We start from the raw sequence: 21,363 nt of genomic DNA on the forward strand, positions 1-21,363 counted from the left end.
CGGTGACTGGCATCCGATGGCTCTGCGGGCTCTGGCGCCGGCAGAGGGTTGCGCGTGGCGGCGGGGGTCTTACTTGTGTGGCAGGCTCGCAGCGAAGGCGTGGCCCTCGTCGATCCACTCGCCGAGCACCTCGTACTCTGCGACGGCGGAGCCCGCGACCACGACCCAGCCGCGCATCGGGCGACCGGTCATGTCGAAGATCCTCGTGCCTGGCCGGGCCAGAGCCTGCTCGGTGGCGTCGGGACCGATCCGGACCATGAGGTCGTCGCCGGTCACGCCGACGGCCATGTTGCCGCGGTGGAGGAACGCGATGCCACCGAACATCCGCTTCTCGGTGATGTCGGGGTCCGCGCCCAGCCGTTCCCGAATTCGCTCGGCGAGCCCTTCGTCATACGCCATTACGCGCCTCCTTCGCGGTCGGAGAGTCGGTGTTCGAGGTCGCGCAGGTCCTTGGTGAGGTTGGTTCGGACCAGGCGGGCGAGTAGGGGCGCCGCGACGCGGTAGGGGCCGCCGGGTCCTCCTCGGACACGGATACCGGCCAGCGTGCCGCGCGGGTGACGCTCGAAGGTGTAAGTGACATGCATCGGCATCGGTCCGCCGACAGAGATCATGTCCAGCAGCCGCGGCGGCTCATATGCGGCCACGCGCAGGACGTAGTCGATGCGCCGGGTGAGGAAGTACGCCGTGCGGGTGACCTCGGCGCCCACGCCGAACCCGCCGCCTTCCGCCGGACGGGTCAGCTCAGCCGTACGGATCCCTTGGGTCCACTCGGCGTCGTGGCGCCAGTCCATGGCGTAAGTAGCCACTTGCCCGGGCGGCAGCGGGATCACGCGTCGCACCGTCACGTCGATTGCCACGAGGGCAGGATCCCAGCTGACGCCGGCGGGCGCGCGGTCTGCGATCGACGGAGCCGGCCGTGGCTTCCGCCAAGCCCTGCCGCTTCGACGAACTCGCTGCGCTGCTCATCAGTTGCGAGCGCCTCTGTCGTCGAACGTGCCGAGGGCATCCCCGCCCAACGGCACGCTCGACCGCACGGCCGCGGAAGAACGCACCGCTCCTGATGAGCCGGACTGTTCTCCTACGCCGCCTACAACCCCGCGCTGAGCCCCCCTCAACGGCGAGACCCCCGACAAGGGCGTCCTGGGCTTCTACCTCTTCAGCTGGCCCACACACCCGTACTGGCTCTATCGGCTGCTCCAGGGCATGCACGTGACGCTGGGCGTGGTGCTGGTGCCGGTGCTGCTGGCCAAGCTGTGGTCGGTGATCCCGAAGCTGTTCGCATGGCCGCCGGTACGCTCCATGGCCCACGGCCTGGAGAGGCTGTCCCTGCCGATGCTGGTCGGCGGCACCATCTTCGAATTCGTCACCGGCATCTTCAACATCCAGCTCTACTACGTCTTCCCAGGCTCGTTCTACCGCCTGCACTTCTACGGCGCCTGGGTGTTCATCGCCGCCTTCGTCGTCCACGTGTGCCTCAGACTCGGCCGGATGGCCCGGGCACTGCGCTCGCGCAGCCCGGCCGCCGAACTGCGCACCGACCTTGCCCACACCGTGCCCGAACCACCCGATCCCGACGGCCTGGTGGCAGCCGCTCCCGCCCCGCCCATGATGACCCGCCGCGGCGCGGCGGGCATGGTGGGAGCGGGATCGCTGCTCCTATTCGCCCGCGATTCCATCGTGGCCGCTTACGTATTTCTCACGGAGTTTCTCCGATCCGGCGCGAGGAAGAGTCAGTTTCGCGCGCCGGTACTGGCCGATCCGGCCGTGGGAAATGTGTGATTCGACCGCAGTGACCACACCCTTGAGCCCCGTGCGGCTACGGTAGTTCGAAGCCCGGGTTCATCCCGCCGAGCGCGTTCATGCACAGGCAGTCCCGCTCCTCGGTGCGGGGCAGCGCGGCCACTGTGTCGAACAGCACGCCCCGCAACCGGTCCACGTTCGCCGCGAAGACCTTCAGTACCTCGTCGTGCGAGACGCCCTCCCCGGTCTGCGCCCCCGCGTCGAGGTCCGTGACCAGAGTCAACGACGTGTAGCACAGCTCCAGTTCACGGGCGAGCGCGGCTTCGGGATGACCGGTCATGCCCACCACGGACCAGCCCTGCGCCCGGTGCCACAACGATTCTGCGCGGGTGGAGAACCGCGGCCCCTCGACGACGACCAGGGCGCCGCCGTCCACCGGTTTCCAGTCCCGTCCGCGCGCGGTCTTCAACGCGACCGCCCTTCCGACGGTGCAGTACGGGTCGGCCAGGGACACGTGCACCACGTTCGGCACGGTGCCGTCCGGCAGTGGCAGCCCGTCGAAGTACGTCTGCACCCGGGTCTTCGTGCGGTCCACCAGCTGGTCGGGGATCAGCAGCGTGCCCGGCCCGTACTCCGGGCTCAGTCCGCCCACCGCGCAGGGGCCGAGCACCTGCCGTACGCCGACGGAGCGCAGCGCCCACAGGTTGGCGCGGTAGTTGATGCGGTGCGGCGGCAGATGGTGGCCGCGGCCGTGGCGGGGGAGGAAGGCGACCCTTCGGCCGGCTATCTGGCCGAGGAAGAGGGAGTCGCTGGGTGCTCCGTACGGGGTGTCGACCTGGACCTCGGTCACCTCGTCGAGGAAGGAGTAGAAGCCGGACCCGCCGATGACACCGATCTCCGCGTTCGTCATGCCCAGCACGCTAGCCGCGCAAGCACAGTTCGAGATCACGGCATCGGGAAGCGTCATGATCTCGAAAGGAATTCGACCGCCCAGAGCGCGTGTCCACCGTCGGAGTCGACAGCCCGGCAACTTGGGTACGCACTGACCTGTTCCGGGCTGTCAGGACGGCTGCTGGGAGGACTGCCGTTGAGGGGAGGAGTAGGCCACGGCGGCCCGGAGGTTCCTGGAGGGCACGCTCCCTCGGTCGAAAGCTGCGGGTGAGGAGTCGGAGGTCGACCTCGCGGACACGTGGCTGGGCCTGGCCGGGCAGCGACGCAGGTGCGTCCTCACGCTGCGGCTGTCCTGCTCAGGCAAGGCTGTGCGCCGGCCCGACCGCCTCGCGGGGGGCGTTTCTGGAAGGTCCCTTTGGAGGCTTCGAGGTGCTGGACGGCGTGACGGCTGTATTGCGAAGCACGGACGCCGGACAGGCTCCCGGCTTTGGCCAAGTGCCTGTCACACAGGTGGTCAGGACGGCGACGGGTGGAGCCCCGAAGGTGCTGCGCGTGCCCCGTAGCCGGAAGACGTCCGTGTTCCGTAAGGCGGTCGGACGTTCCATGGCGGCCTTCCTTCAAGTGGGATGGACGGCATGAGATCGCGCTTCTTTCCGCCCGTGTTCAAGGGCAGACTGCACGATGCCCGCACGGCGACCTCGATCGGGCGGTGGCTCGGCTTGGCGTTCGCGGTGTGCTTCTGCACCGGCTTGATCAGTCACTTCATGCAGCACCCGCCGGGATGGCTCGCCAACGAGCTGCCGAGCCGCCCGGTATGGGGCTACCGATTCACGCAGGGGCTCCACGTCGCTTCCGGTATCGCGGCGATCCCCTTGCTGCTCGCCAAGTTGTGGACGGTGTATCCCCGGCTGTTCGAGTGGCCCCCGGTGCGCTCGGTGCGGCACGCCTTGGAACGGGTGTCGGTGGCCGTCCTGGTCGCGGCGGCCCTCTTCGAGCTGGCGACCGGCCTGCTGAACACCGCCCAGTGGTACCCGTGGACCTTCCCCTTCGTGCAAGTGCACTACGCCGTGGCCTGGCTGCTGGTAGGAGCGCTGGTACTGCACATCGCGGTCAAGGCACCTGAGATCGCGGCACACTGGAGCCGTCGCTCGGCGGGCACGCTGTCCCTGCCCGCCGAGGACGGCCCCGATCGACGCTCCCTGCTCGCGGCGGTGGCAGCGGCGGTCGGCGCGGTCACCGTGACCACGGTGGGGCAGTCCTTCACGCCGTTGAAGGACCTCACCCTCCTCGCGCCGCGCCACCCCGACCACGGTCCCGAGGGCCTGCCGGTCAACCGGACCGCCGCGGCGGCCGGCGTCGGCCTGATCCACGCCGAGCGCTACCGCCTGACCGTCGCCGGACCGAGGCCCTACAAGCTGACGTTGGACGAGCTGCGCGCACTGCCCCAGCACGAGGTCGAGCTGCCGATCGCCTGCGTGGAGGGCTGGAGCAAGTCGGCGCACTGGACGGGCGTGCGCGTCGTGGACCTGCTGGAGCGGGTGGGAGCCCCGGTCCATGCGCGGGTACGGGTGGTGTCGTTGCAGACCCGGGGCGGTTACCGGGTCTCCGAGATGGGCCACGAGCACGCTCGGGACCCGCTGACCCTGCTCGCACTGCGCCTCAACGGTGAGGAGCTGTCGCCGGATCACGGCTATCCGGTGCGTCTGATCGCCCCGAACCGTCCCGGTGTGCTGCAGACCAAGTGGGTCGGACGGCTGGAGGTGCTGTCATGAGGGCCAACGTGCTGCGACTGCTGGTGGGCGCCGCCGGGATGGCGCTGATGGGTGTCGGCGCGTCCTTGCTGCTGGACAGGCAGCAGGACCTGATGGGTGTGCTGGAGTGGCTCGGCGGGGCGGTGGTGTTGCACGACGCCCTGATCGCGCCGGTGGTGCTGCTGGTCGGGCTGGTGCTGGTCCGTGGCGGGGTACGGGGGCCGATCCGCGGGGCGCTGCTCGTGGCAGGCGCTCTGACCGCGGTGGCACTGCCGGTGCTGCTTCGACCGGGGCCGCGGGCCAACTCGACGGTGCTGCCGCTCGACTACCCGCTCAACTGGCTGCTGACCCTGGTGGCCGTGGCCACGTTCACGGCTCTGCTGGTGGTGGCGAAGGCCGTCCGTCGCAGCCGACGGCGTCCACCTTCGTAACGACGGCGTCTGACGGGTGTCTTACGCACCCCCGGCACGAGCCACGCCCGGCCCAGGGCATTCCTACGGTGGCGTCGTGCGAACTCTGCGTACGGTGGCCCTCGTAACGGCTCCGCCCCTGCTTCTGGCTGTGGCGGGCCTGGTCCACCCACGGCATCTCGTTGCGTCGACGGCCGCTCATTGGGCGGCGCTGCATGTCGCCCTGCTTCTCGCCTTCCCTCTGCTGGCGCGCGGCGAGGCACCTCGTGTGTTCGAGGGCGGCGGTCAGCGTCGGGACTTCGTCCACGTCCGGGATGTCGCAGGGGCCAACCTCGCGGCCCTGGACGGGCTGCCAGGTCTGCCAGAGGGTGGCCTGCGGGCGTACGACGTCGGCAGCGGCGACCCGCACACGGTGGGGGAGATGGCCTCCGTGCCGGCCGCGGCACACGGCGGCGACGCACCCGTCGTCACCGGGGAGTACCGGCTCGGCGACGTCCGTCACATCACCGCTTCCTCGCGCAGGTTGTGCGACGAGCTGGGCTGGAAACCGGTGGTGGGCTTCGCGAGGGAATGGCGGAGTTCGCGGAGGCTGCGCTGCGGGCCGGCTGAGCCTTCCTCGGTGACAACCCGGAAGGGCCGTCCCTGTACCTCAACAGCGACGGCCCTTCTCCGGACGGGGAAGGGCACTCAGGCGGCTGTCGGCAGGCGGACCTCGAAGCGGCAGCCGCCGGGCACGTTGTGGACGGCGGCCCGGCCGCTGTGGGCCTCGACGATGCCCCGCACGATGGCCAGACCCAGGCCCGCGCCAGCGGGTGGGGTGCGGGCGTCGGTGCCGCGCCAGCCGGTGTCGAAGACGCGGGGCAGGTCCTCGGCCGGGATGCCGCCGCAGCCGTCGGTCACCGAGACGACGACGCTGCCGTCCTCCTGCCGGGCTGAGACGGCGACCGTTCCGTCGGTGGGCGTGCGGTGGATGGCGTTGACGAGGAGGTTGGCCAGGACGCGGGACATCTCGCGGCCGTCGACCTCGATCGGCACCGGCTCGACTCTGTCGCCGACGAGCCGTACGCCGTGTTCCCTGGCCAGGGCGTCGGCGCCCGCGATCGCGTCGCCGACGAGGTCGTAGACCGACATGCGGGCCGTGTTCAGGGCGAGCACGCCGGCCTGGATGCGGGAGAGTTCGAACAGGTCGCTGACCATCTCGCTGAGCCGCTCGACCTCTGTGCGGATCCGGGCGTGGTAGACGTTCGGATCGTCGACCATGCCGTCCTCCAGCGCCTCGGTCATCGCCTGCAGTCCGGCGAGCGGGGTGCGCAGGTCGTGGGAGATCCAGGCGACCAGCTCCCGTCGGGACTCCTCCAAGGCCCGCTCGCGCTCCCTGGAGGCGGCCAGCTTCGCACTGGTCGTGTCCAGCTCCCGCACCAGTTGGGCCAGTTCAGCCGTGGGGGCGGTCCTGGGCGGGGTGAAGCGGCCCTCGTCACCGAGAGCGCGGGTGGCCTCGGCGAGGGCCCGGCTGCCCTTGACGACGCTGCGGCCCAGGACGAGCGCCACCGCGAGGGAGACGACCGCCGCGATGGAGCACACCATGGTGACGACCCACAGGTCGTGATCCGACAGCAGCATCGCCCACGACACGAGCATCGTCCCGGCGAGCATCGCCGCCACGGCAACGGCGGTGACCACGGCCAGCGACAGCGCGACCGAGCGGTTGCGCAGCAACCTCAGGGCGGCCACACCGAGCACTCCGGCGAGGCTCGCGCCGATCGCCGCGTACAGGGCGATCAGGAAGGTGTCACGCAGCATCGTCCGCCCCGTTCGTCTCAGGTGTGTCGAAGCGGTAGCCGACGCCCCACACGGTGTTGATCAGCCGGGGGCGGGCCGGGTCGTCCTCGATCTTCTCGCGCAGCCGCCGTACATGGACGGTGACGGTGGACAGGTCGCCGAACTCCCAGCCCCACACGCGACGCATCAGTTCCTCCCGGCTGGTGGCTCGCCCGGGATTGCGCAGGAAGAACTCCAGCAGATCGAACTCCCTGATGGTCAGGGCAAGTTCCTGACCGTGGCGGGTCGCCCGGCGAGCCGTGGGGTCCAGGGCGAGCGGTCCGGCCCGCAGTCCGGTCAGGCGCGGTGCGGACGGTGCGCTCTGCGCTGTCGCCAGCGCTCCCGCACGGCGCAGCACCGACTCCACCCGCAGGACCAGCTCCCTCGGGCTGAAAGGCTTGGTGACATAGTCGTCGGCCCCGACCTCCAGGCCGAGGATGCGGTCCTCCTCGTCACCCCGCGCCGTCAGCATGATCACGGGCAGCGGACCGGTCTCGCGGATACGGCGGCAGACCTCCAACCCGTCCATGCCGGGGAGCATGAGGTCCAGCACCACCAGTTCCGGCGGCTGTGCCACGGCCCTGGCCACGGCGGACGGGCCGTCGGCGGCCACATCGACGTCGAAGCCCGCCCGGGTCAGGTATCCGGCGACGACCTCGGAGACAGTCGGGTCGTCGTCCACGACGAGTACGCGTTTCACGGTATCGAGTCTCACACCGCCTCTCGCCGGTCAGCAGGAGCGGCAGCGAACGTCAGGGATCTGTAAGGACTGCCGCCGACGTCAGAGATCCGTAAGGACGCCAAGTCACTTATGTTCCTTTTGCGTTCGTAGGGTGAGTGGGGTGATCGAGACTTCCCCCTCTTCTCCCGCCCGGGTCGATGTGGTGCTGCCCTGTCTGGACGAGGCCGAGGCCCTGCCGTGGGTGCTCGACCGGATCCCGCCCGGCTGGCGCGCCATCGTGGTCGACAACGGCTCCACCGACGGCTCGGCGGACATCGCCCGTGCACTCGGCGCCCACGTGGTGACCGAGCCGGTGCGCGGTTTCGGCGCCGCCTGCCACGCCGGCCTCATGGCCGCCACCGCCGACGTCGTCTGCTTCTGCGACTGCGACGCCTCCCTCGACCCCGCCCTGCTGCCGGACATCGCCGCACCCGTGCTGGGCGGCACCGCCGATCTGGTGCTGGGCCGACGGCGCCCCACGTCCCCCAAGGCGTGGCCCGTGCACGCGCGCCTGGCCAACCTGGAGCTGGCCCGGCTCATCCGCAGACGTACCGGGGTGCGCCTGCACGACCTCGGCCCGATGCGCGCCGTCCGCCGCGAGGCCCTGCTCGCCCTCGACCTGACCGACCGGCGCTCCGGCTACCCGCTGCAAATGGTGGTGCGCGGGGCCGACGCCGGCTGGCGGGTGCGCGAGACGGAGGTGCCCTATCACCCGCGCACCGGCCGCTCCAAGGTCACCGGCACCTGGCGGGGCACCTGGCACGCGGTACACGACATGCGCGCCGTGCTCGCCGAGACGCCCGCCACCACGACCGCCGTCGCCGGCGTGCGGGGAGGCGGACGATGAGCGCCCTGCCTCCGGTGACCCTGCTGTTGATCGCCAAGGAACCCGTGCCCGGCCGCGTCAAGACCCGGCTCACCCCGCCCTACACGCCCCAAGAAGCAGCCACCCTGGCCGAGGCCGCCCTTACCGACACGCTCCACACCCTGCTTCGAGCCCCCGCACGCCGTCGCGTCCTCGCTCTCGACGGCACCCCTGGCCCCTGGCTGCCACCCGGCTACGAGGTCGTACCCCAGAGCCCCGGCGGCCTGGACGAGCGGATCGTCGCCGCTTTCGCCCACTGTGACGGTCCGACACTCCTGGTCGGCATGGACACCCCGCAACTGACCGCCGACATGATCGCCGACGTCGGCCGGGACGGCCGCGATGCCTGGTTCGGTCCGGCCGCGGACGGCGGCTTCTGGGCGCTGGGCCTCGCCGATCCCGCCCGGGCTGGTGCCGTGGTCCGCGGGGTGCCGATGTCGACGGACCGCACCGGCGCGATCCAGCGCATCCGCCTGGCCGAGGCAGGACTGGCCGTGACCGACCTGCCGGTACTGCGCGACGTGGACGCCGCAGCCGACGCCGCAGCGGTCGCCGCCTGCTGTGCACGGGGCTCCCGCTTCGCCGCCGTCCTCAACTCGATGGCAGAGGTGGTCCGATGAGCGGGACGGCGGTCGGCATCGATGCCGCAGTGGCCGAGTGGCCGGAACCGGCCATGGCGGAGTCCCGGGCGGAGAGCCCGACGGTGGTCATGGCCAGGAACCACATGCCGACGCTCCCCGTCCGCCCCACCGTGCCCGTGGAACCGGGCACCCCGTGGATCGACGATCCCTATGCCCACGCTCTGCGCACCGGACGCGGCCCGCTGTTCCTGCGCCGCCTGTCACACCCTGATCGCCCCGACGGCTTCGGCGAGGAGCACGTGCTGCCGCTGGACGTCGAGCGCTGGTGCGCGCCTGCCGATGCGGCGGACACGAACGTGCTGCGCCGATGTACGGGCTCCGTCCTGGACGTGGGCTGCGGACCGGGACGCATGGTGGCCGCACTGGCCGCCCGCGGCGTACCGGCGTTGGGCGTGGACCTCAGCCGGGACGCCGTGAAGCGCACCCGGCGCGGTGGTGGCGCCGCCATCCAGCGGTCGGCCTTCGACCGCCTCCCGGGCGAAGGCCGCTGGGGCACCGTGCTGCTGATGGACGGCAACATCGGCATCGGCGGCGATCCCGTCGCCCTGCTCCGCCGCATGCGCGAACTCATCGCCCCCAGCGGGCTCTTGCTGGCCGAGGCCGCCCCGCAGGACGTGGACGAGCGCCTCACCGTGTGCGTCGAGGACGCCCACGGCCACCACGGGCGGCCCTTCCCCTGGGCCAGGCTCGGCACCACCGCGCTCCTGAACGCCGCCGACTCCGCCGGCTGGATCCTGACCGGCAGGTGGACGGCCGGGGGACGCCCGTTCGTGGAACTACGCCTCCGACACGCGAATCGCCCCGACGCGCAGCCCCCGATCACCGAAAGGCCCCACCACTCATGACCGACAGCGCCGCAACGCGTTGGTCGGCTCCCCGGCCCGCCGAGCCGTTGCCCGACCACCCCGCACAGCCGGTGAACCGCCGCGCCGGTCGTACGCGTACCACTCTGACGGTGGCGGTGCTCGTCGCACTCGGCGTAGTCGTCATCGGCACCCTCCACGCCGGCGACAACCAGAGCGCCCCGGGCCGCCTGCTCGTGGGATACGCCATCGCCTGGGCACTGTTCGCCGCCGGGGTCTGGGCCGTACGCAAGGTCCCCGCGCGCGCCGCGACCTACCTGGTGCTCGCGGGCTCGGCCGCCGTCGCACTTTCCGGCCTGGCCGCACCGCCCCGCACCAGCGACGACATGTACCGCTACGCCTGGGACGGCCGCGTGCAGGCGGCCGGTATCTCCCCCTACGCCCACCCGCCGGCCGCCCCCCAACTCGCCCATCTGCGGGACGAGTGGCTGTTTCCCACCCATGGAGCCTGCGACGGCTGGGGACTGAGGCGCACCGACAGCGGGGTGTGCGTCCGCATCAACCGGCCCACCGTGCCGACGATCTACCCGCCCGTCGCGGAGGGCTGGTTCTTCGCCGTCCACACCCTCTCGCCACCGGGTACTCGTCACAAGCCGCTCCAAGTGGGCGGCGCGATACTGGCGTTCGGCACCACCGTCGCCCTGCTCGCCGTCCTGCGACGACGCGGCGACCCGCAACGGGCCCCTGCCCGGGCTGCACTGTGGGGCTGGTGCCCGGCCGTCCCCTTCGAGGCCGTCAACAACGCCCACATCGACACCCTCGGCGTCCTGCTCACCGTGCTGGCACTCGGCTCCGCCACCGCCGGGGCGCGCCGCGGCGCCCTGCTCGGCGCGGCCATCGCGGTCAAACTGCTGCCCGTACTGGCGCTGCCCGGCGCTCTGTCCGGACAGCGCAGCGCGCGACGCATCGGGCGCGTGGCGGCGGCTGCCCTCGGTGCGGTCGCGCTCTCCTACCTGCCCTACGTCCTGGCCTCCGGTGCCAGCGTCCTCGGCTATCTCCCCGGCTACCTGAACGAGGAGGGCTACGAACCCGGCAACGTACGCCGCTTCGCCTTGCTACGGCTGATCCTGCCGGACTCCGCCGCCGGAATCGCCGCTGTTGTCCTGCTCGCGCTGACGGCCCTGTTCGTGTGGTGGCGCGGCGACCCGACACGCCCTTGGAGCGGTGCCCTCCTTCTGACCGGCACGGCCCTGCTGCTGTTCTCACCCAACTACCCCTGGTACGCCCTGCTCGTCATCGCCCTCGCAGCCCTGGACGGCCGCTGGGAGTGGCTCGCCGTCACAGTGGCCGGCACCGTCCTCTACCTCGCCGGGCGACTGTTGCCCGGATTCCCGCTGCAGGCATGGGCCTACGGCGCTGCCGCTCTCGCTGTCGCACTGGGTGCCTGCCTGAGAGGCATGAAGCCACCCCAGCCCTTGCTGATCGGCCGTGAGGCGATCGGGCGAGCGCGAGCCGGCAGTCTGAGCGGCTGGGTCCGGCAGCAGCCTCCGCCTGCTCCGGCGAAACACGACGACCATTGAAGCCCCGCCATCTTGAAGTCGCGGGTCATCGGGGTGGCATGGCGTCGTGCTGGGGTGCTCGTGCTGGTCGCGGGCGGCAGTCTGTGTCCTTGATCGTCAGGCAGCGGTCACGCCGGTCTGCTCGTTTCCAGGTCGTCGGTTCCAGGTCGCGGAGGCGTACGGATTCGTAGGCTCGCGGGATGACGGAGATCAACGAGGTCGCCGAACGCGTCGCAGCCCGCCGGGCGGAGCTCGACGAGGAGGAGAAGCTCCTGGCCGAACGGCTCGATGCGGTCCGCGCCGAGCGGGAGGAACTCGCGGTGGCGATGCGCGTGTGGGAACGAATGCACGCCCAGCTCGACGCGGAGAAGCCGTCGACGCAGGCGGAAACGGCTCAAGTGGGCGGGCGCGGTGTGCTGTTGGTCCCGCACCGGAAGGCCGGCGCGGGCGAGGACATCCTGCCGCCGGACTACCAGCGGCTGATGAAGATCGTGCGAGATGCCGGTGGTCCGGCCCGGGTCAAGGACGTCGGCGTCGAGCTGGACCTCGAGGTCGAGGTGAAGGGCCGGCTGGAGCCGCTGCGCGGCAAGCTGAGCAAGCTCGCCGGGCGGGGATGGCTGCGCAAACTGCCTGACGGACGCTTCCAGACCGCACCGTAGGTACGGCGTCGTACCCGTAACCGGCCTGTCCCCGGCGGCCGTTGGCTCGACGTGTGCATGAAGAGGATCAACGAGCCTGCCGGGGACACCGGCTTCCCTGTCTACCAGTGCCGCCTGCCGGTGTCCCGGAAAACCAACGAATACTGCACCGATCCGCTGAGCCGCCACCTGAAGAAGACCGGCTCCCGCTGGCGCCGTCTGGCACCCGGACGGATCGTCGTCATCGTGCTCGCCGTGCTCCGCCACGACCAGCGCATCGCCGACATGGCCGGCGGCAACCAGGTCGGCGACACCACCGTGCGCCGCTGGCCCGACGAACTGATATCCCTGCTCGCGGCCCACGCACCCCGTCCGGACCGCGCATGCAAGAGGATCGCCAAGCGGGGCGGCGCAGCCGTCCTGATCGACGGCACCCTGATCCCCACCGTCCGCCGCACCGGCAGAGCGAACCGGCCCAACTACTCCGGAAAACACCGCCGACACGGCCTGCACTTCCTCGCCCTGACCGACGAGAAGGGCCGCCTGGTCTGGATCTCCGCAGCCCGCCCCGGCCGCACCCACGACATCACCGCCGCCCGCCGCGACCACATCCTCACCCACCTGCGCACCGCCGGGCTCGGCGCCCTGGCCGACCTCGGCTTCCTCGGTCTGGACGACAATCCGGACCACCCGGTGATCGTCACGGGCTACAAGGCCACCCGCGCCCGCAAGCTCACGCCCGGCGAGAAGGAAGCCAACCGCGTCCTGGCCGCCGCACGCGCCCCCGTCGAGCACGGCTTCGGGCACTTGAAGACCTGGCGCATCCTCACCAAGCTCCGCACCGACCCCACCCGCGCCACCGATCTCCTGCGCGCCCTGCTCGTGCTCACCAACCTCGAAGTGAACCGCTGACAGACGGGCTTGGCCCAAGACTGCCGCCCGCGACCAGCACGAGCATCCCGACAGGAGATCACGCCACCCCGATGACCTGCGACTTCAAAATGGCGGGGCTTCTCTATATCGAGAGGCGGGATGGCTGAGGGCGGCCGAGGCTCTCGACGATCTCCTCGGCGACCGCGGCAGGAAGGTGCTCCTCGGCGAAGGCGACGGCGTCGGCGACCGCCTTGTCCGCGGCAGGGAGGTGAGCGGCGAGCAGATGCCACACGTGTCCCATCCCCGGCGCGACATCCAGGCGCAGGGGTACGGAGTCCTCGGCCAGCTTGGCGGCCAGCCTGACCGCGTCGCTGAGCATGACCTCGTGACCGCCGGTCTGGATCAGAACCGGAGGCAGTCCGCGGGTGTCGGCGAAGACCGGCGAGGCCAGCGGGTTGTTCCGCGGGGCGCCGCCCAGGACGATGTCCGCGGCGCGGCTCAGCCCCGCACGGTTGACGGACGGGTCCACGCCGTCCAGCGTGAACATCGTGGCCCCGGTGTGTTCGAGGTTGGCCCAGGGGGAGATGGCGATCGAGGCGGCCGGCATCGGAAGTCCCTGGTCACGGGCGGCGACCAGGGCGCTGACCGCCATCGCGCCACCGGCGGAGTCGCCGGCGAGTACCACGTTGTGCGGTTCGGCGCCCTCTTCCAGCAGCCAGCGGTAAGCGGTGACGGCGTCCTCGATGGGGGTGGGGAAGACCGCCTCGGGCGCGAGCCGGTAGTGCGGGACCAGAACGCGGGCGCGCAGGCGTCGGGCGAGATCGCCGACCAGGCCACGGTAGCCCTGCGGGTCTCCCGCCAGGTAGGCGCCACCGTGGAGATAGACCAGGTGCCGGCCGGGGACGGCGTCCGCGGGAGTCGCGCACTCGGCGGCCACCCCGTCCGCGTCCACGGAGTCGAAGGTCACCCCGTCCGGTGCCGGAAAGCTGTCCTGGAAGAACTTCCGGTAGGCGAGCCGGGCGTCCTCCAGACTGTCGGGGCCTACCCCGGCGGCAGCATCGATGACACCGCCGCTGCGAGTCGCCCATTCCTGGTAGAAGACGGGAACATCGATCGAGACCATGGCAGGTCCTCCTCGTCGCAGATGCACAGCGGCCGCGTCCTGGCCGCCCTGCGAGTCTCAGACCCTCACATTTATGTGAAGGTCAAACGGGGGCCCGAAGGCGACGCCGTACGCTCGGCGGCATGAGGATCGGAGAACTAGCGGAACGCACCGGCACCTCCCGGCGGTTGCTGCGCTACTACGAGGAGCAGCGGCTGATCACGCCTGGGCGTTCCTACAACGGCTACCGTGAGTACGAGGAAGCTCACGTGGGCCGTGTGATGCAGATCAAGGGACTGCTCGGCTCCGGGCTGCCGACCCGGATCATCCGGCAGATCCTGCCCTGCCTGGACAAGCCCCGGAGCATCTACTTCGACGATCTGACGCCCGAGATGCTCAGGGTTCTGGAGTGCGAACACGGCCACCTGGCGCAGCGGATCGACTGCCTGACCCGCAACCGGGACGCGATCGGCGACTACCTGGAGACGGTACGCGGCATGAGAGTCGCCGCCGGTCCCTCCGGTCGGGCGGGCGGAGGCTCGTAGGCTCCTTCACTTTCGCCGGAACAGCCTCCGCAACCAGCTCCCCCTCGGCCCGGGGCGACGGGGTCGCCGGCTGCCTGCACTCCCTGACCGGGCAGGTCGCGTGATCCGTATCCGGCGGCTTCCTCTTGCATGCGCGGTCCGGACGGGGTGCGTGGGCCGCGAGCAGGGATATCAGTTCGTCGGGCCAGCGGCGCACGGTGGTGTCGCCGACCTGGTTGCCGCCGGCCATGTCGGCGATGCGCTGGTCGTGGCGGAGCACGGCGAGCACGATGACGACGATCCGTCCGGGTGCCAGACGGCGCCAGCGGGAGCCGGTCTTCTTCAGGTGGCGGCTCAGCGGATCGGTGCAGTATTCGTTGGTTTTCCGGGACACCGGCAGGCGGCACTGGTAGACAGGGAAGCCGGTGTCCCCGGCAGGCTCGTTGATCCTCTTCATGCACACGTCGAGCCAACGGCCGCCGGGGACAGGCCGGTTACGGGTACGACGCCGTACCTACGGTGCGGTCTGGAAGCGTCCGTCAGGCAGTTTGCGCAGCCATCCCCGCCCGGCGAGCTTGCTCAGCTTGCCGCGCAGCGGCTCCAGCCGGCCCTTCACCTCGACCTCGAGGTCCAGCTCGACGCCGACGTCCTTGACCCGGGCCGGACCACCGGCATCTCGCACGATCTTCATCAGCCGCTGGTAGTCCGGCGGCAGGATGTCCTCGCCCGCGCCGGCCTTCCGGTGCGGGACCAACAGCACACCGCGCCCGCCCACTTGAGCCGTTTCCGCCTGCGTCGACGGCTTCTCCGCGTCGAGCTGGGCGTGCATTCGTTCCCACACGCGCATCGCCACCGCGAGTTCCTCCCGCTCGGCGCGGACCGCATCGAGCCGTTCGGCCAGGAGCTTCTCCTCCTCGTCGAGCTCCGCCCGGCGGGCTGCGACGCGTTCGGCGACCTCGTTGATCTCCGTCATCCCGCGAGCCTACGAATCCGTACGCCTCCGCGACCTGGAACCGACGACCTGGAAACGAGCAGACCGGCGTGACCGCTGCCTGACGATCAAGGACACAGACTGCCGCCCGCGACCAGCACGAGCACCCCAGCACGACGCCATGCCACCCCGATGACCCGCGACTTCAAGATGGCGGGGCTTCAATGCGATCCTCTATGTCAACCGGACCGGGATTCCCTGGCGTTACCTACCGCATGACCTTCCGCCGCACACCACGGTCTTCTCCTACTTCAGTGCCTGGACCGCCGACGGGACTATCGAGAAGCTCGGCGTCCGCCTGCATCGGATCGTCCGAGAGCGGGAAGGACGCACTGCCGAGCCAACTGCCTGCGTCATCGATGCCCAGAGCGTGAAAACCGCTCCCAGTGTGCCCACCAGCACCCAAGGCACCGACGCCGGCAAGAAAATCGTGGGCCGCAAACGCAGCATCGTCACAGACACCCTTGGCCTGTTACTGCTGGTCATGGTCACCGCGGCCAGTGTCTCCGACAACCAGGCAGGCAATCAACTCCTCACCCAAGTCGCCGCCAACCACCCCACCATCACCAAGGCGTGGGCCGACACCGGATACAAGACCCAGGCCATCGAACACGGCGCCGCCCTCGGCATCGACGTCGAGGTCGTGCCGCGAAACACACAGGTCAAAGGCTTCTCAGTGCTACCGCGGCGTTGGGTGGTGGAGCGAGGCTTCGGCTGGCTCATGATGCACCGCCGCCTGGCCCGAGACTACGAAACCAAACCCCAACACTCCGAGAGCATGATCCGCCTCGCCATGCTCTCCAACCTCGCCAAACGAGCAACCGGCGAAACGACCACAACCTGGCACAACCCATGAACTAACGCGCACCTGAACGGGACGTCCTCTGACACAGCGGCTGTAGAGGCGTGACTGTGCTCGTCAGCGACTCCGCCCCGCACGGCACTGTCGCCTTCCATGGTCGACGGATTCCTCGCCCCCGCTCTCGTCCACCGCGGCAGTTCACGTCCGCCGGGTTCGAGGTGGAGGCCAAGATCCTCGCCCGCGACGGCGAAATCCGCCCGCTGCCGTGAGGGGCGAGCCGATGGACCGACCGCCCAGGTACGCCGTGCGGACGGCGTCGGTCGATCGAGGACCGGCCGGGACACCGGCGGGCGGCGGGTGAGGTTGCCGAGCGAGAGCGCGGACGGCCCGCTTCCCGTCCATCCTCGCGGGGCTGGCTCCTTGACACCGCGGCGCCTTTTTGGCCTTTTCGGCCCTCGGTGATAGTGGGCGCCATGGACTATGACGTAGTGGTAGCCGGAGGCGGCCCGGTCGGACTGATGCTGGCCTGCGAGCTCCGGCTCGGAGGCACGCGGGTGGCCGTCCTGGAGCGCCTCACCGAAGTGAACCCGACGATCAAGGGCGGGGCGATCACCACGCCCAGCGCCGAGGCGCTCTACCGCCGGGGTATGTTGCCCGCGCTGGCCGAGGTGCAGCGGCAGGCGATGGACCGCTTCCAGGCGTTCATGCGCGAGCGGAACGGCGGGGACGGAGGCGTTGCCGCAGGCCAAGGGCTCGGATTCGTCGGGCACTTCGCCGGGATCATGCTGCGCGCCGACCTGGTCGACCGTACGGAGCCGGGCCTCGGCGACGCCGGGCCCGCCGCCGAGATCGCTTTCGTGGCGCAGCAGGACATCGAGCGGCTGCTCGGCGGGCGGGCGGACGAGCTCGGCGTCGACGTGCGCCGGGGAGTGGAGCTGACCGGCTTCGACGCCGACGATGGGGCCGTCACCGTGCGGACGAGCGACGGGGCGATACGCGCCGGCTGGCTCGTGGGCTGCGACGGCGGCCGCAGCACGGTCCGCAAGCTCGCGGGGTTCGAATTTCCCGGTACGGACCCGGAGGTCACCTGTCACCAGGCGGTCGTGGAGATGACCGGCGCCGAGGACCTGAAGGTCGGCTGGACCGCCACGGACACCGGGGTGTACGCCTACGGGCCGATGCCGGGCCGCGTCGTCACCGTGGAGTTCGACGGCCCGCCGGCCGACCGGGACGCGCCGGTCACCGCCGAGGACCTCCAGGCGCGGCTGCGCCGCATCTCCGGCGTGGACGTCACGATCACCGAGGTGCGGACGGCGACCCGCTTCACCGACCACGCCCGTCAGGTCACCGACTACCGCAAGGGCCGGGTGCTGCTGGCGGGCGACGCGGCGCACGTGCACTCCGCGTTCGGCAGCCAGGGGCTGAGCCTGGGTATCGGGGACGCGATGAACCTCGGCTGGAAGCTCGCCGCGGTGATCGCCGGCCGGGCGCTGGAAGGGCTGCTGGACACGTACACCTCCGAGCGGCACCCGGTCGGCGCGTGGGTCCTGGACTGGACCCGGTCCCAGGTCGCGGCCATGCGCCCGGACCCGCAGTCCCGGGCCCTGCGCGAGATCGTCAGCGACCTGGCGGAGACGGTAACGGGCACCACGTACCTCGCCGCGCGGCTCAACGGTGCCGGGGTGCGGTACGAGGTGCCGGGCGAGCACCCGCTGACCGGCCGCAGCACCCCGGACCTCGAACTCACCGACGGCGGCCGCCTCGCGGACCACCTCCACGGCGGCCGGGCGCTCCTGCTCGACCTCACCGACGACCCGGAGCTCCGGGCCCTCGCTGCGGGGTATGCCGGCCGCGTCGACACCCTGACGGCCGGCTGCCCGTCCCGACCGAAACTGGCGGCGGTCCTCGTCCGTCCGGACGGCTTCACGGCCTGGGCGGCTGACGCGGGGGCGCCGACGTCGACGGCCGGGCTGGCGCAGGCGCTGGAGGAGTGGTTCGGAGTGCCAGAGGGTGCGGTGACGCCGGGATGATCCGCCGCTCTGCTGACTGACCGCTCGTGGAGCGGGTCGGCCGGCTGCCCGGCGAACCGCACACCAGGCCGTCCTACCCGTTCGGCAACCCGCCGCACGCAACGCCAGCGGCGCCGGATGAACTGCCGCCTCCAGTGAGCGCGGATCAGAGAGCGGTCGGGCTGGACCGTCTTCCGCGAGCGACTGGGCGCCCTGCGCGAACTGACCGGGCTGTCACCGGCCACGGGTAGCGTGAGGTTTTCGCAGTTCCGAACGTGAGGGGACCGGTCATGGGGTGGGAGCGGTGGGGCGAGGCGTGCGCCCAGGCTGAGGACAATGCCGCGGTGGACCGGCTGCCCACCACCGAACCGGCCTGGGAGGACGTGGGCGTGCGGCGGCTCGTGGCGATCGTGCTGACCGCCCTTGGCACCCAGGCCGTGGAAGATCCGGTGGATACCGGGCAGCTGGTGTGGCACCTCAACCAAGGCTCGGGGCACGTGCGGCAGTTGGCGGCCGGGCTGGTCGGCCAGGACCTCGCCGTGGCGAGGGACATCGACCCAGCCTCCGTGGACATGGCCACGGAGGGCGTGGCCGCCTGGGTGTGGCTGACCCGGACGTGGGTCGAGGACGGCCCCTGGGACGGCATGCCGCGCGGTCTGGCCCCTGGGCTGTCCGACCCGGCGGTGGAGGTCCTCACCTCGCGGGCCACCCACGCCGCGCTCGCCGCTCTCACCCGCGAGCGGGGCGGCTACGAGCGCGGCACCCTGGTCACCGCCACGGACGGCCGGTACGAGGGCCAGGTGGCCACCGTCATGTCCAGCACCTGGGCCCTCGACGCCGAGCGTCAGACGCTGAACGATGGGCCGCTGACGGGCTACGAAGTGCTCTTTCGCGACCCGGACGCCGGCCACCAGCGCGAGGTACTCAGCGCGGAGCAACTCCGCCCGGCCACGCCAGACGAGCAGGCCCTGGAACGGGCGCAGTTGATGGGCATCCAGACGCAGTTCGCGACGGTCTGGGAGGCGTGCGAGCGGTGGGCGATCACGTTGGTGTGGTGGCACCAGCAGCAGAATCCGGAGCGGTGGCTGGTGGACACCGACCCGCACGGCCGCGGCCCGGTGGTCACCAGCCTGTTGGCCGCTGCTCTTCACGCCGTCGTGCGCGCCCGGGGGCTGGATCAGCCTGCGGACGGCTCCCGTGTGCACCTGACGCCTCTCGCACCAGTGGCAACTCTCCTTGGCTCCGGGTGGAGCACGGTGGTCGAGGCGCTCGGGCAGCTGCCGGAGATGACCTCGCCCACCGTGGCAATGCTGCGCGCCATCCAACAAGCCGACGGTGAGATCGGGGTCGAGCACGAGGCCGTGCTCGACCTGGCCTACGACGTGGCCTGGGCGCACACCCAGTCGGCCACCGTCCCGTCCGGCACGACGACCTCGGACCTGGCCAAGGGCTTGGTGGAACCGCGGCTGGTCGACCGGCTCGACGCGCTCGCCGCCACCGCTCAGCGGCAGCACGAAATGGACTTCGATCGGTCCGAGGACCCCTGACGCCCGCCTGGACCGTTGAACCCGCGGGCCAGCGTCCGCTGGCCCGCCACACGTCCGCATTGACGCTGGCGGAGGAGAATCTCTACGCCGGGATCCGGCGGGTGTCGGCGTACTCGCGTATGTGCAGCGCCAGGTGCGGATGAACGTGCAAAGGGAGGCGCCTCGATGGCGCTCGCGCAAGGCGGCGAAGCGGGCGCGAACACGTCACGGCCGGGACCGGCCGCCCCGGCTCGCCGCCGGCCCGTTGGTCGTGGCGTGCCGCGGTGAAGCGGCGAGGGCCCCGTTGTCAGTCGCCAGGGCCCTCGCCGGCGCGCTGCTCAGCTGGCGCAGGGAACCTCGACCTGAGACCCGTGCCACCACGACGGGTTGATCGCCTTGTCCCCGCCGTAGTGCGGGCCGACCTGGTGGTACTTGTATGTGACCCAGTAGGTGCCACACTCACCCTGCTTGAAATCGCCGCCGTGGAACTCGTCCTTGCGCTGCTCCTGCGTCCCGCGAGCCCACTCGTTGTACAGCCACTTTCCGTCCTTGCGAACCTCCACGTGGGCAGAGACCTTCGCCCTGAACCCTTCGCGGTTGGACGCGTTGTTCCAGACACCTCGTGCCCAGAAGGTCACCCGGTCGGTCTGCAACCAGACCTGTGTCAGCCCGAAACTGGTGGTCCTCAAGCAGACACGGGCATCAGCGAATGTGTACCGACCGTGGCCGTAAAATTCCGACCACGGGGTGCAGTAGGTGCCTTCCCGCGGTGGCTGCCCCGCTGCCACAGCCGGAGCGGCCGCCGGTGCGACCAAGGCAACCAGGGCCAGTGCCGTACCGGCAGCCCTCCGGGACAAGGTCTTGAACTTCGTCATGGCGTTCCCCTCAGGAAGAGAAAGTCGCCGACCGCGTCCGCAGCCGGCCTCGAACCAGCGGGCCGCTGCTCGCGTAACCCCCGCCGGCGCCCATCAGTCCGCACCTTGCCTTTACGACGACCGGGACCAGCCGACCACCTTGGCGACCTCCGACAGGCTCATGCCGCCAGGCTCGACCAAGCCGCGAATGCACGGAAGTTCCAGCCATGGCTGAGGATCCAAGACCACGGCCCGCCACTTCCCGCGACCTGACCACAGGCAACAGGGTGCCGAACGCCAGCCCTCAGCACAGCAAGAACTCTGCACGTTCATTCGTACACGGCCATGCACGTTCACGTGTACGCCGACAGCGGGCAAGGTTCCCCGCCAGGTGCCGGGCCGCGTACGCTCCTTCGCCGTTGCTGGCACTGAGTAGTTGCAGCAGTTCGACCGCCGCGCGTGCTTCGTGCAGCGTCAGCAGTGGCAGGCGCTTCTCGTCGCAGGCGGCCACGCTGTCGATCATTGCCAGGAGTCGTTCATCGATGTCACTCGTGATCGGCACAACTGGGCTCGTTTGAGCTCGGTCACGTCATGGTCGGTGCTGGCGGGGCGGAGTATGGGTGAGGGGCCTGAACCGGTCGGTTCAGGCCCCTGCAGCCCCATCCGCGGGGGACGGATGTGAGGGACGCACCGGGCCAACGAACCACCGGTGATGACGGTTACGGAGTCCAGGTCGCACGAGCGGTGCGCGGGTCGCAGCACCTGCGGTGTGCAAGGGCTTGCCGCATCCGGCTCACCACCGTCGGCCTGACACGGGCTCACCCGGGACTTCTCCGCATCGTTCG

At 70.7% G+C, this 21,363-nt stretch carries 20 protein-coding genes and 3 pseudogenes; 14 read left to right on the forward strand and 9 right to left on the reverse strand.

From position 1 onward, the window contains the following. Positions 1–69: 69 nt before the first annotated feature. Positions 70–399 carry a TfoX/Sxy family protein gene (locus tag GR130_RS19820; RefSeq protein WP_159505959.1) on the reverse strand — a complete coding sequence of 110 codons (330 nt, stop codon included), beginning with the start codon at positions 397–399 and terminating at the stop codon, positions 70–72. Then, positions 399–857, reverse strand: a complete 459-nt coding sequence (locus GR130_RS19825) for an SRPBCC family protein (RefSeq protein WP_159505960.1) — start codon at positions 855–857, stop codon at positions 399–401. Before GR130_RS19825 ends, GR130_RS19820 begins: the two co-directional genes overlap by 1 nt. Before the next feature lie 210 nt (positions 858–1,067). Between GR130_RS19825 and GR130_RS19830 the strand changes: the two are divergent. Then, a pseudogene (locus GR130_RS19830) lies at positions 1,068–1,659 on the forward strand (molybdopterin-dependent oxidoreductase); the annotation flags it as partial. 157 nt (positions 1,660–1,816) lie between these two features. Here the strand turns inward: GR130_RS19830 and GR130_RS19835 are convergent. Next, positions 1,817–2,650 carry an S-methyl-5'-thioadenosine phosphorylase gene (locus tag GR130_RS19835; protein ID WP_159505961.1) on the reverse strand — a complete coding sequence of 278 codons (834 nt, stop codon included), beginning with the start codon at positions 2,648–2,650 and terminating at the stop codon, positions 1,817–1,819. 616 nt (positions 2,651–3,266) lie between these two features. Here GR130_RS19835 and GR130_RS19840 point away from each other — a divergent pair. The 3 genes and pseudogenes from GR130_RS19840 to GR130_RS40705 all read left to right on the forward strand — a co-directional run. Next, a complete protein-coding gene (locus GR130_RS19840; protein WP_159505962.1) occupies positions 3,267–4,403 on the forward strand; it encodes a molybdopterin-dependent oxidoreductase in 1,137 nt (378 codons plus the stop codon). Further along, positions 4,400–4,813, forward strand: a complete 414-nt coding sequence (locus GR130_RS19845) for a hypothetical protein (protein ID WP_159505963.1) — start codon at positions 4,400–4,402, stop codon at positions 4,811–4,813. Before GR130_RS19840 ends, GR130_RS19845 begins: the two co-directional genes overlap by 4 nt. 223 nt (positions 4,814–5,036) lie before the next feature. Then, a pseudogene (locus GR130_RS40705) lies at positions 5,037–5,401 on the forward strand (NAD-dependent epimerase/dehydratase family protein); the annotation flags it as partial. Positions 5,402–5,479: 78 nt separating this feature from the next. Here GR130_RS40705 and GR130_RS19855 read toward each other — a convergent pair. Both GR130_RS19855 and GR130_RS19860 read right to left on the reverse strand, forming a co-directional pair. Next, a complete protein-coding gene (locus tag GR130_RS19855) occupies positions 5,480–6,592 on the reverse strand; it encodes a sensor histidine kinase (RefSeq protein WP_201304942.1) in 1,113 nt (370 codons plus the stop codon). Continuing rightward, positions 6,582–7,310, reverse strand: a complete 729-nt coding sequence (locus tag GR130_RS19860) for a response regulator transcription factor (RefSeq protein WP_159505964.1) — start codon at positions 7,308–7,310, stop codon at positions 6,582–6,584. The genes GR130_RS19855 and GR130_RS19860 overlap by 11 nt, the downstream gene beginning before the upstream one ends. A 142-nt stretch (positions 7,311–7,452) precedes the next feature. Here GR130_RS19860 and GR130_RS19865 point away from each other — a divergent pair, with 142 nt between their 5' ends. From GR130_RS19865 to GR130_RS19890, 6 genes are all read left to right on the forward strand, one after another. After that, a complete protein-coding gene (locus tag GR130_RS19865) occupies positions 7,453–8,178 on the forward strand; it encodes a glycosyltransferase family 2 protein (protein WP_159505965.1) in 726 nt (241 codons plus the stop codon). Then, positions 8,175–8,816, forward strand: a complete 642-nt coding sequence (locus tag GR130_RS19870; RefSeq protein ID WP_159505966.1) for a TIGR04282 family arsenosugar biosynthesis glycosyltransferase — start codon at positions 8,175–8,177, stop codon at positions 8,814–8,816. Before GR130_RS19865 ends, GR130_RS19870 begins: the two co-directional genes overlap by 4 nt. Further along, complete coding sequence (locus GR130_RS19875; protein WP_159505967.1) at positions 8,813–9,682, forward strand: methyltransferase domain-containing protein; 870 nt, start codon at positions 8,813–8,815, stop codon at positions 9,680–9,682. Before GR130_RS19870 ends, GR130_RS19875 begins: the two co-directional genes overlap by 4 nt. Then, entirely contained in the window at positions 9,679–11,220 is a 1,542-nt protein-coding gene (locus GR130_RS19880) for a glycosyltransferase family 87 protein (RefSeq protein ID WP_159505968.1), read from the forward strand. Before GR130_RS19875 ends, GR130_RS19880 begins: the two co-directional genes overlap by 4 nt. 179 nt (positions 11,221–11,399) lie before the next feature. Next, positions 11,400–11,858, forward strand: a complete 459-nt coding sequence (locus GR130_RS39885) for a hypothetical protein (RefSeq protein WP_201304943.1) — start codon at positions 11,400–11,402, stop codon at positions 11,856–11,858. A 57-nt stretch (positions 11,859–11,915) separates the two neighbouring features. Further along, positions 11,916–12,749 carry a transposase family protein gene (locus tag GR130_RS19890; RefSeq protein WP_159505969.1) on the forward strand — a complete coding sequence of 278 codons (834 nt, stop codon included), beginning with the start codon at positions 11,916–11,918 and terminating at the stop codon, positions 12,747–12,749. Between the two features lie 103 nt (positions 12,750–12,852). On the opposite strand, the gene GR130_RS19895 is transcribed toward GR130_RS19890, so the two are convergent. After that, positions 12,853–13,833, reverse strand: coding sequence for an alpha/beta hydrolase (locus GR130_RS19895; protein ID WP_159505970.1), 981 nt, complete (start codon positions 13,831–13,833; stop codon positions 12,853–12,855). 122 nt (positions 13,834–13,955) lie between these two features. Between GR130_RS19895 and GR130_RS19900 the strand changes: the two genes are divergently transcribed. Next, complete coding sequence (locus GR130_RS19900) at positions 13,956–14,357, forward strand: MerR family transcriptional regulator (RefSeq protein ID WP_159505971.1); 402 nt, start codon at positions 13,956–13,958, stop codon at positions 14,355–14,357. A 493-nt stretch (positions 14,358–14,850) separates the two neighbouring features. On the opposite strand, the gene GR130_RS39890 is transcribed toward GR130_RS19900, so the two are convergent. Beyond that, complete coding sequence (locus tag GR130_RS39890) at positions 14,851–15,309, reverse strand: hypothetical protein (protein WP_201304943.1); 459 nt, start codon at positions 15,307–15,309, stop codon at positions 14,851–14,853. Between the two features lie 172 nt (positions 15,310–15,481). On the opposite strand from GR130_RS39890, the pseudogene GR130_RS19910 reads away from it, so the two are divergent. From GR130_RS19910 to GR130_RS19920, 3 genes and pseudogenes are all read left to right on the forward strand, one after another. Next, positions 15,482–16,183, forward strand: a pseudogene (locus GR130_RS19910) (IS5 family transposase); the annotation flags it as partial. 419 nt (positions 16,184–16,602) lie between these two features. After that, complete coding sequence (locus GR130_RS19915; protein WP_236573230.1) at positions 16,603–18,159, forward strand: FAD-dependent oxidoreductase; 1,557 nt, start codon at positions 16,603–16,605, stop codon at positions 18,157–18,159. Between the two features lie 269 nt (positions 18,160–18,428). Next, positions 18,429–19,685, forward strand: coding sequence for a hypothetical protein (locus tag GR130_RS19920; RefSeq protein WP_159505972.1), 1,257 nt, complete (start codon positions 18,429–18,431; stop codon positions 19,683–19,685). Positions 19,686–20,002: 317 nt separating this feature from the next. On the opposite strand, the gene GR130_RS19925 is transcribed toward GR130_RS19920, so the two are convergent. Both GR130_RS19925 and GR130_RS19930 read right to left on the reverse strand, forming a co-directional pair. Further along, a complete protein-coding gene (locus GR130_RS19925) occupies positions 20,003–20,539 on the reverse strand; it encodes a hypothetical protein (RefSeq protein WP_159505973.1) in 537 nt (178 codons plus the stop codon). A gap of 283 nt (positions 20,540–20,822) precedes the next feature. Continuing rightward, positions 20,823–21,080: a hypothetical protein gene (locus GR130_RS19930; RefSeq protein ID WP_159505974.1), complete on the reverse strand. Its 258-nt coding sequence runs from the start codon at positions 21,078–21,080 to the stop codon at positions 20,823–20,825. Positions 21,081–21,363: the final 283 nt, after the last annotated feature.

Source organism: Streptomyces sp. GS7, assembly GCF_009834125.1.
In the GTDB taxonomy this organism is placed as follows: Bacteria; Actinomycetota; Actinomycetes; order Streptomycetales; family Streptomycetaceae; genus Streptomyces.

Coding starts and splice junctions, on each gene's coding strand:
- GR130_RS19820 (WP_159505959.1), bottom strand. CDS start 399: ATGGCGTATGACGAAGGGCTCGCCGAGCGAATTCGGGAACGGCTGGGC.
- GR130_RS19835 (WP_159505961.1), bottom strand. CDS start 2,650: ATGACGAACGCGGAGATCGGTGTCATCGGCGGGTCCGGCTTCTACTCC.
- GR130_RS19840 (WP_159505962.1), top strand. CDS start 3,267: ATGAGATCGCGCTTCTTTCCGCCCGTGTTCAAGGGCAGACTGCACGAT.
- GR130_RS19845 (WP_159505963.1), top strand. CDS start 4,400: ATGAGGGCCAACGTGCTGCGACTGCTGGTGGGCGCCGCCGGGATGGCG.
- GR130_RS19855 (WP_201304942.1), bottom strand. CDS start 6,592: ATGCTGCGTGACACCTTCCTGATCGCCCTGTACGCGGCGATCGGCGCG.
- GR130_RS19870 (WP_159505966.1), top strand. CDS start 8,175: ATGAGCGCCCTGCCTCCGGTGACCCTGCTGTTGATCGCCAAGGAACCC.
- GR130_RS19875 (WP_159505967.1), top strand. CDS start 8,813: ATGAGCGGGACGGCGGTCGGCATCGATGCCGCAGTGGCCGAGTGGCCG.
- GR130_RS19880 (WP_159505968.1), top strand. CDS start 9,679: ATGACCGACAGCGCCGCAACGCGTTGGTCGGCTCCCCGGCCCGCCGAG.
- GR130_RS39885 (WP_201304943.1), top strand. CDS start 11,400: ATGACGGAGATCAACGAGGTCGCCGAACGCGTCGCAGCCCGCCGGGCG.
- GR130_RS19890 (WP_159505969.1), top strand. CDS start 11,916: ATGAAGAGGATCAACGAGCCTGCCGGGGACACCGGCTTCCCTGTCTAC.
- GR130_RS19895 (WP_159505970.1), bottom strand. CDS start 13,833: ATGGTCTCGATCGATGTTCCCGTCTTCTACCAGGAATGGGCGACTCGC.
- GR130_RS19900 (WP_159505971.1), top strand. CDS start 13,956: ATGAGGATCGGAGAACTAGCGGAACGCACCGGCACCTCCCGGCGGTTG.
- GR130_RS39890 (WP_201304943.1), bottom strand. CDS start 15,309: ATGACGGAGATCAACGAGGTCGCCGAACGCGTCGCAGCCCGCCGGGCG.
- GR130_RS19915 (WP_236573230.1), top strand. CDS start 16,603: ATGGACTATGACGTAGTGGTAGCCGGAGGCGGCCCGGTCGGACTGATG.
- GR130_RS19920 (WP_159505972.1), top strand. CDS start 18,429: ATGGGGTGGGAGCGGTGGGGCGAGGCGTGCGCCCAGGCTGAGGACAAT.
- GR130_RS19925 (WP_159505973.1), bottom strand. CDS start 20,539: ATGACGAAGTTCAAGACCTTGTCCCGGAGGGCTGCCGGTACGGCACTG.